Below are 13,122 nucleotides of genomic sequence, written 5' to 3' on the forward strand. Positions count from 1 at the left end.
CCTCTTTAGCCCGCCTTGTTGACCCGCATGTACCATTCGACCAGGCGCCGCACCTGGCGGTCGGTGTAACCGTGGCCGCGCATCCGCTCGACGAACTCCTGATGCTTGCCTTCGGTCTTGCTGTCCTTCTTGGACCCGAAGGAAATCACTGGCAGCAGTTCCTCGACCTGGCTGAACATGTGCTTCTCGATCACATCGCGCAGCTTCTCGTAGGAGTTCCAGGCCGGGTTCTTGCCAGTGTTGGCGCGGTGGCGCAGCGCAAACTTGACCACCTCGTTGCGGAAATCCTTGGGGTTAGCAATGCCGACCGGCTTCTCGATCTTGCTGAGCTCCGCATCCAGAACCTCGCGGTTATAAAGCTGGCCGGTGTCAGGATCCTTGTAGTCCTGCTCCTCGATCCATGCGTCAGCATAGGAGATATACCGGTCAAAGACGTTTTGACCGTATTCGGTATAACTTTCGAGGTACGCCTTCTGGATCTCGTTACCGATGAATTCCTCATAGCGCGGTGCCAGTTCGGTCTTGATGAACTCAAGATACTTCTGTTCCGTCTCCTGCGGGAACTGCTCACGCTTGATCATTTGCTCCAGCACGTACATCAGATGCACCGGGTCCGCCGCAACTTCGTTGGTGTCGAAGTTGAATGTGGTCGAAAGCACCTTGAAAGCAAAACGGGTGGAGATGCCGTTCATCCCTTCGTCGACGCCGGCGCGGTCCTGATATTCCTGCACCGTCTTCGCCTTGGGATCGGTGTCTTTCAGGCTTTCGCCATCATAGACCCGCATCTTGGAGTAGAGGTTCGAATTCTCATGCGGCTTCAGGCGTGTCAGCACCGAGAAGCGGCTGAGGATTTTCAGCGTCTCCGGCGCGCAGGGCGCATCCCGCAGTTCGCTGAACTCGATCAGCTTTTCATAGATCGAGGTTTCATCCGAGACCCGCAGGCAATAGGGCACCTTGACGATCGACACCCGGTCAATGAAGGCCTCGTTGTTCTTGTTGTTCTTGAAGGACTGCCATTCGGACTCATTTGAATGCGCCAGGATCAGTCCGTTGAAGGGAATGGCACCAAAGCTTTCGGTGCCCATGTAGTTGCCTTCCTGGGTCGCCGTCAGCAGCGGGTGCAGCATTTTGATCGGCGCCTTAAACATCTCAACAAATTCCAAGACGCCCTGGGTTGATCGGTTCAGGCCTCCGGAGAAGCTGTAGGCATCCGGATTATCCTGGCTGAAATGCTCCAGCTGTCGGATGTCCACTTTGCCGACCAGGGTAGAGATGTCCTGGTTGTTTTCATCGCCAGGCTCCACCTTGGCAACACAGATCCGGCGCAGCCGAGATGGATACATGCGGACAACCGAGAACTTGTTGATATCGCCATCGAATTCATCCAGCCGCTGCACGGCCCAGGGCGACATCAGCCCCGGCAGCCGGTGCTGGGCAATGCCGTATTCCTCTTCCAGCACCTTGCCCATGCGGACCGGGTCAAAGAGGCCCAGCGGGCTTTCGAAGATCGGCGAAATCTGGTCACCGGCCTTGAGAACATAAATTGGCTGATCTTCGACCAGGCGCTTCAAGCGCTCCGCCAGCGAGGATTTACCGCCACCGACCGGGCCCAGCAGGTAAAGGATCTGCTTGCGCTCCTCCAACCCTTGCGCGGCGTGGCGGAAGTAGCCGACGATGCGCTCGATCGTATCTTCCATGCCGTAGAAGTCGTGAAAGGCGCTGTAGCGCTTGATCGTGCGGTTCTGAAAGATCGGCCCGAGCCGTGCGTCCTTGGACGTATCCACAAGCTCCTCTTCGCCAATTGCCTTCAGCATCCTCTCGGCGACGTTTGCGTACAGGCTCGGATCGTCACGGCAGGCGTTCAAATACTCCTGCAGCGGCATTTCCTGCTCGCGCGTTTCGCCGTACTGCTCTGCAAAAAGTTCGGCAATGTCTTTCATCTTGGATCAAGCCTCCTGGTTAACTCGCGCCGTTCCTCCTGGCGTTTAAGATCGCGCACGGACAGAGAGTGCCCAGCACGTGGGCATAGGTGTCCGCGTCAGTGTTGAGTTCTGATTTCTGCTCGGCGCCGCTTCTGGCGTCATACGTCCGGCTGGCCGCTCTTGGCGGCGGCCTGCGCCCGGAGTCCAGGCTGGCGGCGTCGTGTTAGTTACTTCCGAGCTTACACCAATTACGAACTTCTTACTATCTGAAAGTGGTGTACTTTTAATTAATTGCCAGAAACTTTTGCGGGAAATTTTCTTCACATCACGGCGATCACCGCTGCTGCACGGACCTTCTGCGTCGCGGCATTTCAAAGGCTTCTGCAGCAATCTGACCGTCAAACCCGAGCTTCACGGCAACTTTTCCCTTTCGGCGCAGCGCCTCCGGGAACACCGCACCCAGCGGGCTTTGCCAGCCGGTTTCAGTGCGTGCGCAGGGGGCATTTGCGCCCGGTGCAGCATCACAGTCGCGTTAAAAAACTTAGAAAATCTGCGGCAGCCAGGACACGGTTGGCGGCAAAATAACCTCACACACGCCCTGCATATACTGGACAGGACAGAAAAAATTGTCACATTGTGGCCTCAAAATGGCCGCAAAAGACGGCCGCTGGGCAAAAATACAGGCAACTTAACCATAAGCCGATGGCCAATTTCCGGGCCGCGGCGCATTCAGATGGGCGGTAAGTTTATGAGCACGGTCGCATTTATCACCCGCGATATGGCGGGCACCACGCAGCATGGAAATTTCTCTGAAGGCACCCCGGCGCGCATTGATGCCAGCCAGGCCAAGGACATTTCGCTGAACCTCAGCCCTGCTGACGTCGAAAGCTACTCCCGGCAGGGCAGCAACCTGCATGTGACCTTGGCGAACGGCCAGGAGCTGGTGCTGGAGAACTATTATTCCTTCGGTGCAACCGGCGGCAAGAACCTGTTCCTCAGCCAAGAAGGCCAATTCATCGAAGTGGTGCTGGAGGACAAGTCCAGCGGGATGCTGTTTGCCACCTACGAGCCGCTTGACCTGGCCGGCAAGTGGAGCGCCTATGATGAGATGGTGTTCCTGGACGTCGACCGGATTGAACCTGTTGTGGCACCGCTGGCGGCACCGCTGTTCGGCGGCCTGGGCGCGGCTGGAGCCGCTGCGGGCGCTGTTGGCGTCGCAGCGATCGCAAGCGGCGGCGGCGGCGGTGATGGAGGCGGCGGTGGCGGCGGTGGCGTTGGCGGCAATAACGGTGACACGTTTGTGACTGTCGACAGCGGCCTTGCCGGAGGGGACGACACGATCAGCGCAGCTGAAGCTGCAGACGGCGTTACGCTGACTGGCACCGCGGAGGCTGGATCCACTGTGGAAGTCACCTTTCAGGGGGTGACCCGCACAGTGACCGCTACCGATGAAGGCACCTGGAGCGCTGATTTCGCTTCCTCCGAAATCACCGGCGGCGAGTACGACGCGGAGGTAACGGCCACATCGACAAACACCTCCGGAGCTACGGCAACCGCCACCTCCACAATCCGCATCGACACCGAAACCTCCGTCGCTCTTGATGACGGCCAGGCCGGTGGTGATGACATGATCAATGGCGCGGAGGCCGCGGACGGGGTGACCCTGACCGGCACCGCCGAAGCCGGGGCAACCGTGAACGTGACCTTTCAGGGGGTGACACGCACGGTGACGGCCACCGATGAGGGCACTTGGAGCGCCGATTTCGCCGCGTCCGAAATCCTGTCCGGCGAATACGACGCGGAGGTAACGGCCACCGCGACCGATGCCTATGGCAACACCGAGACGACCACCGGCACGATCCGTGTGGACACCACCACTGACGTGGCAATTGACAGCGGCCAGGCGGGCGGTGACGACCTCGTCAATAACGCCGAAGCCGCAGCAGGGCTCACCCTGACCGGGACCGGCGAGTCCGGCGCTTCGGTCAGCGTGACCGTCGAAGGCGTGACCCGGACTGCGACAGTGGATTCCGATGGCAACTGGGCTGCAGAGTTCGAGGCGGGCTCCCTGCCTGCCGGTGAATATGACACAATGATCAGCGTCACTTCGACCGACGCAGCGGGCAATAGCGCAACTGCAACAGCTGACCTGCATGTGGACACCCTGGTCGATCCGCTCACCGTTGAGACAGCAACTGTTGAGGGGGATGGCGTCGTCAACGAGGACGAGCACAGCGACGGGATCACTTTAACTGGCACGGTGGAGCCGGGCTCAACCGTGGTGGTGCAGTTGGGTGATGCTACCGAAACTGCAACAGTGGATGGCGACGGCAACTGGAGCGTGGATTTTGCAGCCTCCGACATCCCTGACGGCAGCTATGAAGCCGATGTCACCGTCACAGCCACGGACGCTGCCGGCAACACGGCGGAAATCACAGACACCCTTAGCATCGACACCGAAGTTGTGCCCTTCGAAGCCGACAGCATCGCCGATGATGACATCGTCAACATCGCCGAACGCGCCGCGGGGCTGACTCTGACTGGCACGGTGGAGGCTGGCTCCACGGTCGACGTCACCATCGAAGGTGTAACCCGGGCCGCATCCGTCGATGCCGATGGCAACTGGAGCGTGGAGTTTGACGCGGACGATCTGCCGGAGGGCACCTACACCAGCCGCGCAGAAATCACTGCGACCGACCCCGCAGGCAACACCGCAACCCTGACAGAGACCTTTGAAGTCGATACCGAATACGATGCACCGAATGTGGGCAGCGTTGTCAGCACCGGCTCCGGCGTCACAGGCTTCTTCAGCGACGACTATGAAGACGGCGACACCACGCATGAGCTGACAAGCGGCGGCGGCGTGGAGGATGTTTCCGGCACCGAGACAGACATTGGCGGCAGCACCCTGTTCAGCTTCGACGAAACCGTGCCGGACGGGTCAAACCTGGTGGTCAACCGCGTGGACGAAGCCGGCAACAGCTCTGGCACCATGGTTGTTTTTGAAGACAGTGCCGACGCCACCGTTCTGGATCACTCGGGCCTGTCGCAGTTCAACATTGACGAACTGAACCTTGTCCATGCAGACAACGTCGACCTGACCCTGACCGAAGCGGACATTAACGCGCTGTCCGGCAACGGCGACACATTGACGGTGCACGGCGGCTCCGATGACACGCTGACCATCACCGGTGCAACCGCAGACGGGTCTCAGACCATCGATGGCGAGACTTACGATGTCTATACTTTGGGCGACGACGGCACCACGATCCTTGTTGATGAAGACGTCAACACCGTGATCTGATTTTCTGGTCTGGCAGCGGCACCTGCTGCCAGACCCAAATCATCAAAAGCCTTGAACAAAAGGGCAAAAGGGCAGGATGCAACCGGGACGCTTTCTTTGCGCCATCGCAGTGATGTGCAGCCTGTCTGGCTGCGCAACGGCCCCGTTTGGCGGCGCGAACGAGGCAGCGGACGGAGCCCCGCACAGCAATTTCACTCAAACGGGGGAGACTTCCTCCGCGGTCATCAGCGCCCTGATGAACCGGCGTTCGCTGCTGGCGGAAGACAGCGCCTACGGTCAGGTCGCGTCAGCTGCCATCGCCGCCTCTTCCCGCGCTGCCGAGGCAGAATTGATCAGTGCCAAACTGCGGGCCGAAGCCGCCTCAAAAAATTGGTTTCCAACCCTGGGACCCTCGGTCAGCCTGACCGATCTAGGCGACTTGGTGGCCGGGCTGCTGATCGAGCAGGTGCTGTTCGACAATGGCCGCCGCAAGGCGGAACGCGAATTTGCCGCCGCCGATGTTGAGGTGGCGGCCGTCAGCCTGTCAGAGGACATGAACGGCCGGGTAGAGACCGCTGTCGGGCTTTATGCCGCCGCCCTGCGTGGCGACGAAAAGGCGGCCTATGGCGACCGCGCGCTGCGCAGGATGCAGGAATTCCGCCGGATTGTTCAGGGGCGGGTCGATGGCGGGGTCTCGGACCGCGCAGATCTCAACGTGGTAGACAGCAAGATCAGCGGCATCCGCACCGCCACTGCCACCGCCCGCGATGCTGCAACCACCGCTCGCGCCGAGTTGCAGGCGATGACCGGCCAGAGTTTCGATCAGAAGCCGTCGCACCTGGCCATAGGCACACCGCCGGAACAGGGACAGTTCCTGTCTGTGCTAAAAGCCGGCGCCGAAGCAGAACGCACCATTGCACAGGCCAAATCCGGACGCGCCGGGCTGCTGCCGCAGATTTCCGCAGCCGGAAATGTCACCACGGACGGCTCTGGCGCCGGCATCACCCTGGGGGTCGGCCAGCCGCTGGGACTGGGTACTCCAGCCGCAATCCAGGCGCTGGAGGCCTCCAAGGAGGCCGCAATGCGCCAGGTGGGCGAGGCTGAGGAAACCGCCCGGCGCGCCTACAGCCGCCAGGTGCAGCAAATCGCCTCTTACCAGCGGCAAGAAGGCGAGACCGCGGTGCTGGTGCGCCGCAGCCGCGAGACCTACGAGCTGTTCCAGAAGCAGTTTGAGGCGGGCCAGCGCCCGGTGATGGAAGTGATCCAGGTCTACGAGGAACTGGTACGCCGTGAGCAAGCCTATATCGACGCAAAATACGAGGTGGTGCTGATCCAGCTGGCGCTGGCGCGCGACCTGGGGCTTTTGGCTGATGGGGACAAGATTTGACCGATACCACGCAAAAGCCGTCCCGTCGCATGCCCGCCCCTGGCCAGAAGCCGGTTCTGCGGTCGGTCCCTGCTGCCGCTCCCAGGACCGCGGCGCAGGACGGGCTGCAGCCCGCCAACATCCCTGCCCCAGCCGCTGGCCCCAATGCGCAGGTGAAACCCAAGACCGACAACCGGCCCAAGCCGCAGGACGCCCAACCTGAGGTCGGCTCGCTGCTGGAAGGGGCAGCCGCGCGCATCCAGCACCGGGCCAGCCTGATTGCCACCCTTGCCGCCCTGAAGGGCAGCGAGGTGCCGGTCAGCGACGTCGCCGCCTTCCTTTGGCAGGAAACGCCGGGCGATCTGTCGCTGCACACGCTTGCAAAGGCAGTGCAATCCGCCGGGCTGCAGCCCAAGGTGCTGGAAAAACAGAGCCTTGCCCCCGCCCTGTGGCCCGCTCTGGCGATCATGTCCGGCGGCCAATGCGTGCTGGTGCTGGGACAGGCCGAAGATGCGCTGACCATCTATGACACTGCCTGCCCGGATAACCGGACCGAGGTACCGCTGGCGGAGTTCAGCCCCTATTTCACCGGCACCGTGCTGTCAGCCCGCCCATCGCTCAAACAGATGGCAGCCAAGCACACTCCACAGATCGACCCGGGCCATTGGTTCTGGAGCGAGTTCCCCAAGTACCGCCGACAGGTGGGCGAGATCATGCTGGGGTCGCTGGTGGCCAATATACTGGCGGTGTCGGTCGCCCTGTTCAGCTTGCAGGTCTACGACCGTGTGGTGCCGCACCAGTCGCACGCAACCCTATGGGTGCTGGCGGTGGGCGCCTTTCTGGCAATCGCGCTGGAAGCAATGCTGAAACTGGCGCGCGCGCGGCTGACCGATGCGGCCGGCCGCCAGATCGAGCTGTCGGTGCAGCACAACCTGATGCGCCGCCTGATCGGAATGCGGTCCGACAAGAAGCCGCTGCCGCCCTCCGGCCTGTTTGCCGCGATGCGCGATTTCGGCTCGGTACGGGAGTTCTTTACATCCTCCACCATCTCAACTCTGGCGGACATCCCCTTTATCGCGGTGTTCCTGCTGCTGGTCGCCTCCATCGCCGGGCCGGTGGTCTGGGTGATCATTGCTGGCGGCGTCCTGATGCTGCTGCCTGCCTATTTCATGCAGAAGAAGATGATCGCCTATACCCGGCAGACCCAAGGTGCGAATGCCAAGGCGGGCCGCCTGCTGCATGAGGTGGTGACGGAACTCGACACCGTGAAGACCCAGCGCGGCGAGGAACGGGTGCTGCGGCTGTGGGATGAACTGAACACGCTGTCGTCGCACTCCGCCACCGAGCAGCGCAAGCTGTCCAGCGCCCTCACCTACTGGTCGCAAGGGGTGCAGCAGGCAACCTATATCACTGCTGTGGTGCTGGGCACGCTGCTGGTCTTTGCCGGTGAGTTCACCGTCGGCACCATTATCGCGACCGGCATCCTGACCAGCCGCACGCTTGCGCCGCTTACGCAGTTCGCCGCAACCCTGGCACGCTGGAGCAACGTCAAGGCAGCGCTGGAAGGGCTGGATGCAATCGCCCAGGCGCCGCAGGAGAAAGAACAAGAACGCACCTATCTGCGCCGCCAGAAAATTGAAGGCCGGTTTGAGCTGCGCGAGATCATGTTCCGCTATGAGGATGACGCCGCCCCGACGCTGGACGTGCAGGCTGTGGCGGTCACGCCGGGTCAGCGTGTTGCGGTGCTGGGGGTCAACGGCTCAGGCAAGTCCACCCTGCTCAAACTATTGTCGGGCCTATATGCACCTGACCGGGGCCGCATCCTGCTGGACGGCACCGACATGGCCCAGATCGACCCGCGCGACCTGCGCGCCAACATCGGCTATCTCAGCCAGGACGTGCGGCTGTTTGCAGGCTCCCTTCGCGACAACCTGAACCTCAACCAGCTGGAGCGCGACGACGACCGGCTGATGGAAGCGCTGGAGTTCGCAGGCCTCGGCGCCCATGTGCGCAACCACCACAAGGGGCTGGATCTGGAGATCAGCGACGGCGGCCATGGCCTGTCGATCGGCCAGCGCCAGTCGATCGGCTGGGCGCGGCTGTGGCTGCAGAACCCCTCTGTCGTGTTGCTGGATGAACCCACCGCGGCGCTGGACCAGACGCTGGAACGCACCCTGGTCAGCCGCCTGGAAAGCTGGCTGGAGGGACGGACCGCGGTGATCGCCACTCACCGGATGCCGATTTTGTCGCTGACCAACCGTACCCTGATCCTGCAGTCAGGCCGAATGGTGGTGGACGGCCCGCGCGATCAGGTTCTGGCGCATCTGGCCGCAGGAGAGGGCAAATGACCATGGCACTGCATGATCCCTACGGCGATGCGCAGACGCCGCGCAGCGCCAGCCGTATCATCTATCTGGCGCTGGCCGCCGTGCTCACCTTCCTGATCTGGGCCGCCTTTGCCTCTATCGACGAGATCGTGCGCGGCGAGGGCCAGGTGGTTTCCTCCTCCCGCGCCCAGATCGTGCAGAACCTGGAGGGCGGCATCCTGGCAGAGCTGCATGTCCGCCAGGGCGACATCGTGACGGCTGGCCAGGTGCTGGCCAAGCTGCAGGACACCAAGTTCCGCACTGCTGCGGATGAGCTGCAAAACCAGATCGATGCGCTGGAGATCCGGCGCCACCGGCTGGAAGCGCAAATGAAGGGCGCCTTTGAATTCGCCGTGCCGGACATGCTGGCACAGCGCTCCCCCGGCATCCTGGCTTCCGAGCGCAGCTTGCTTACCGCGCGGCAAACGGACTTTGCAAGCCGCCGCGACAGCGCCCGGCAAGTCATGGATCAGCTGAATGCGGAGCTTGCCAATATGGAGAAGCTCTTCAAGCAGAAGATCGTGGCGCTGATCGAAGTAAACAAGGCCCGCAAGGCGGCCACCGACGCCCGCGCGAAATATAACGAAATCGGAACCCAGGCGGAACTGGAGCAGGCCGAGGAATATGCCCAGACCCTGCGCGAGATTACTACTTTGCGGCAGGAGCAGCGGCTCGCTGTCGATCAGTTGAACCGCACCATCATCACCTCCCCCATGGCAGGCATCGTCAATAGCCTGGCGGTGACCACTATCGGCGGCGTGATCCGTCCGGGTGAGGAGATCCTGGAGATCATCCCGCTGGGTGAGGAACTGTTTGTGGAGGCACGGGTCAAGCCCGAAGACATCGCCAGCGTGCAGCCCGGCCAGGACGCTACCATCAAACTGTCGGCCTATGACTATACCATTTACGGCGCGCTCCGCGGCAAGGTGGACTTCGTGTCCGCCGACACCTTCGAGGATGAGCGCAATCCGCGCGCCGAGCCCTATTACAGGGTAACGGTTCGGGTCGACAAATCCGGCTTTAGCGAACGTCAGCAATCCATAGAGATCCGCCCGGGCATGCGCGCCATCGCGGAACTGCAGACTGGCGCCAAAACCGTGCTGCAATACCTGCTGAAACCGCTTTACAAATCCCGCGAAGCATTGCGCGAACCCTAATACAGAAAGGGGCAGCCCCAGATCGAAGCAGCCCCTGCCTTTTGACGTGCGGGAAGCACCTGTCAGCCGGCGCGGCGGATCAGATCGCTGAGCGTGGCGTCCAAGGCGGTGCCGATCGACACCCTCCTGCTGCCCATGGCGGCTTTGGCCGAAATCACCGAAACCAGCCGCGGTGCCCGGCCCGGCCGCAATTCCAGCACCGGCGACCCGGACGCCCCGAAATCAACCAGACAGGACATCACCAGCGTGCGGCTTTTGCGGGCGAGAACACTGCACGAGCGTTTCAGCCGGGGCCGAGTCGCATGCGCCCGGGTATAGGACAGAACATCCAGTGTATCACCTAGCTGGGCATCACCTGCCATGGCGAGCGGCGCAGCCTGACGGCTGCTGATTGGCCGGTCCAAGCGCAGAACCGCCAGATCACTGCCGATCTGATGCGCTCCGGACGGCCGGTACCGGTACTGCGGGTGCACAACCGCCTTCACCACCTGCCGCAAGGCAACGGCCCGGCGCCCTGACAGTCCGGCCTCAAACCAGATGCTTTGCGGATCGACCCTGGCACCGGTTCTGGGATCGAACAGGCAATGCGCTGCGGTCAGCACCAGGTTGGGCGCAACCAGCGCTCCGGTGCACATGTTCCGGTTCGCAATATTCAGCCGCCCCACGGCCTCCAGACCTTGTATTTCTCCGGCGCGAGGCTGCGGCTCATCCGCAGCGGCGCTTATTGGCATGCCCAAGGACAGGCATGCCGCAATTGCAGCAATAGTCAGTCTCATAACCCACTCCAGCTTCCCACATGGGCATCGTCATTCAGGCGTGCGGCTGGAATGAGACCCAAAGTTGCCGGGCTGAGACCAAAAGGTGGACAGAATGCGGCAGCGTTAACAATTCCCTAACCCCCCGGTTATTGATGCTTAACCATGGCAAAAAAGCCTGCGGCTTGGCTAGGAAAAGTAAACAAAGCGTAAATATTTTTTCCAACCCGCGAACAACAAAAGAGAACTCAGCAGTCAATTCCGGACGTAACCCGGGTGAGGGGCCCCCGGCCCGGCGCGATTCGACACCATCCGAGCCGCAAAAGGTTAACGAATCCAATCCGCCCGGCCGGGTGCCCGCCATCAGCCGTTAACCGGTCAAACGCACACTATCAGGCCAATTCCTTAACGCCGGTTCGGTCAATAGACGCCAAGGCAGGCCAGCGCCGCCTGCAGGATGCAATCATTTTGAAAATTTTTTCCGCCTTTTTTTTTGGAGCATTAACGGATCGAAAATCAATCTGTCGTTGTATCAGCCCCAGTCTCAGTCCCTTATCCCCGGCGGCAAGCCGAGGGATACCTGCCGGAGGTTTTATGTTGAAGATGTTGCAGAATTTTAAACTTTCCCAAAAGCTTCCCCTGCTGATCGTCGGAACCGCACTAACGGTAACAGTAGTCCTGATTGCCTTCTCCAGCAGCTACTTCCGGCGCAGCGTCGTCCACGATGCAGAGATTGTCCTGAAATCCTTGGTCCGCGACCGAGAAGCCGGGCTGCAATCCTACCTGGCATCCATTGAAGCGGCAATTCTGACAGTCTCAGCCGTACCCTCCACCGCAAAGGCGATGAAGGACATGGGCATAACCTGGAGCAGCCGTGGCGGCAGCGGCCAGGAGGAAGTCAGCAACCTGTCGATGTTTGCCTCGGCCTCATCGCCGTATGATATTCATTTTGAGCGCAATCACCCTGCATTCGCAGGAATGATGGAACGGCTTGGCTACTATGACATCTTTCTGGTCAATCCTGAGGGTGACGTGATCTTCTCTGTTGCGAAAGAAGCTGACTATGCCACCAACCTGACTTCCGGCCCCTACACTGAAAGCGGTCTGGCGCAAGCCTTCCGTCTGGCCGCTGAGGGAGAAAAAGAACAGGTCTATTTCTCTGACATCGCGCCCTATGCACCTAGTGCAGACGCTCCTGCGGCCTTTGCGGCGACCCGTATCCTGGACAGCGGCGGCCGTTACATCGGCGTCTTTGCACTGCAGGTTGCTATCGACGAAATCGCTGCGATTACTTCCAGCTTCGAAGGAGATCTGAAGACGCTTGACGTGTACCTGGCCGGGGCGGACCTCAAGGCCCGCACGCCCTCGCGTCTCAAAGGTGGCCATGAGCTGCTCGAAGACTTGCCGGCACTGCCGCACATCCAAGAGGCCTTTGCATTTACTTCGGCCTCGTCTGGTGAGGCGCAGGCGAACACTTATGCCTCCTTCTACCCGTCCGTCATCAGGGACAACGGGCGTGAGGTCACCGCAGCTTCTGCACCTGTCAGTTTCCGCAATTTGCAATGGGCTTTGGTCGCAGAGCTTGACCGGACAGAGGTCCTGGCTCCGGCAACCGCCCAGCAGCGGATCATGCTCCTGATCTCCCTGGCCTGCGCAGCCCTGGTCTCCTTCTTCGGCTGGCTGTTTGCCCGGTCGGTGACCAAGCCGATCGACCGGATCTGCAGCGATATGGAAGCGGTGTCCTCCGGCGATCTCGACACCGAAGTTGCGGCGGCCAGCCGCGGCGACGAGATCGGCAAGATCGGCAAAACGCTGGTCTCGATGCAGGACGACCTGAAGCTGGCCCGCGCCGCCGAGGAGGAGCGCGCCGAGATGCAGCGCCAGCAGCAGCAGGTGGTTGAGAAGCTGAGCAGCGGCCTGGTGCAGCTGGCAGACGGCGATTTCTCGCAACCGATCAACAGCGCCTTCCCGGAGGAATACGAGCAGCTGCGGCAGAACTTCAACAGCACCGTCAGCAACCTCAGCGCCACCGTGCAGCAAGTGATCGAGGCCTCCGGCAGCATCCGCAACGGCGCCGCCGAGATCAGCCAGGCCTCCGACGACCTGTCGCACCGCACCGAGAGCCAGGCGGCCACCCTGGAGGAAACCGCCGCGGCGCTGGATGAGCTGACCGCGTCCGTCAAATCCGCCGCCGACGGCGCCCGCAGCGTCGAGGCAACCATGGCCGAGGCCCGCACCGAAGCGGAAAACAACCGCGAAGTGGTGCAAAGCGC

General features: G+C 61.5%; 7 protein-coding genes. 5 read left to right on the forward strand and 2 right to left on the reverse strand.

Annotated elements, in window-relative coordinates:
• Positions 1-5: 5 nt before the first annotated feature.
• Positions 6-1,940 carry a PrkA family serine protein kinase gene (locus GC1_RS16265; protein ID WP_019294937.1) on the reverse strand — a complete coding sequence of 645 codons (1,935 nt, stop codon included), beginning with the start codon at positions 1,938-1,940 and terminating at the stop codon, positions 6-8.
• A 730-nt stretch (positions 1,941-2,670) separates the two neighbouring features.
• Between GC1_RS16265 and GC1_RS16270 the strand changes: the two genes are divergently transcribed.
• The 4 genes from GC1_RS16270 to GC1_RS16285 all read left to right on the forward strand — a co-directional run bounded on the left by GC1_RS16270 (position 2,671) and on the right by GC1_RS16285 (position 10,094).
• Positions 2,671-5,226 (forward strand): Ig-like domain-containing protein, encoded by a 2,556-nt coding sequence (locus GC1_RS16270; protein WP_029204686.1) that lies wholly within the window; start codon positions 2,671-2,673, stop codon positions 5,224-5,226.
• 76 nt (positions 5,227-5,302) lie between these two features.
• Positions 5,303-6,592 (forward strand): TolC family protein, encoded by a 1,290-nt coding sequence (locus GC1_RS16275; protein ID WP_019294935.1) that lies wholly within the window; start codon positions 5,303-5,305, stop codon positions 6,590-6,592.
• Between the two features lie 29 nt (positions 6,593-6,621).
• Positions 6,622-8,919, forward strand: coding sequence for a type I secretion system permease/ATPase (locus GC1_RS16280; protein WP_019294934.1), 2,298 nt, complete (start codon positions 6,622-6,624; stop codon positions 8,917-8,919).
• Positions 8,916-10,094, forward strand: a complete 1,179-nt coding sequence (locus tag GC1_RS16285; protein WP_019294933.1) for an HlyD family type I secretion periplasmic adaptor subunit — start codon at positions 8,916-8,918, stop codon at positions 10,092-10,094. Before GC1_RS16280 ends, GC1_RS16285 begins: the two co-directional genes overlap by 4 nt.
• A 62-nt stretch (positions 10,095-10,156) precedes the next feature.
• On the opposite strand, the gene GC1_RS16290 is transcribed toward GC1_RS16285, so the two are convergent.
• Positions 10,157-10,870, reverse strand: coding sequence for a trypsin-like serine peptidase (locus tag GC1_RS16290; protein ID WP_019294932.1), 714 nt, complete (start codon positions 10,868-10,870; stop codon positions 10,157-10,159).
• A 573-nt stretch (positions 10,871-11,443) separates the two neighbouring features.
• On the opposite strand from GC1_RS16290, the gene GC1_RS16295 reads away from it, so the two are divergent.
• Positions 11,444-13,122: HAMP domain-containing protein (locus GC1_RS16295; protein WP_052265112.1), on the forward strand; the 1,679-nt coding region annotated here is incomplete at its 3' end.

Origin of the sequence: Leisingera sp. ANG1 (assembly GCF_000203975.2) — a bacterium.
Classification (GTDB): Bacteria; Pseudomonadota; Alphaproteobacteria; order Rhodobacterales; family Rhodobacteraceae; genus Leisingera.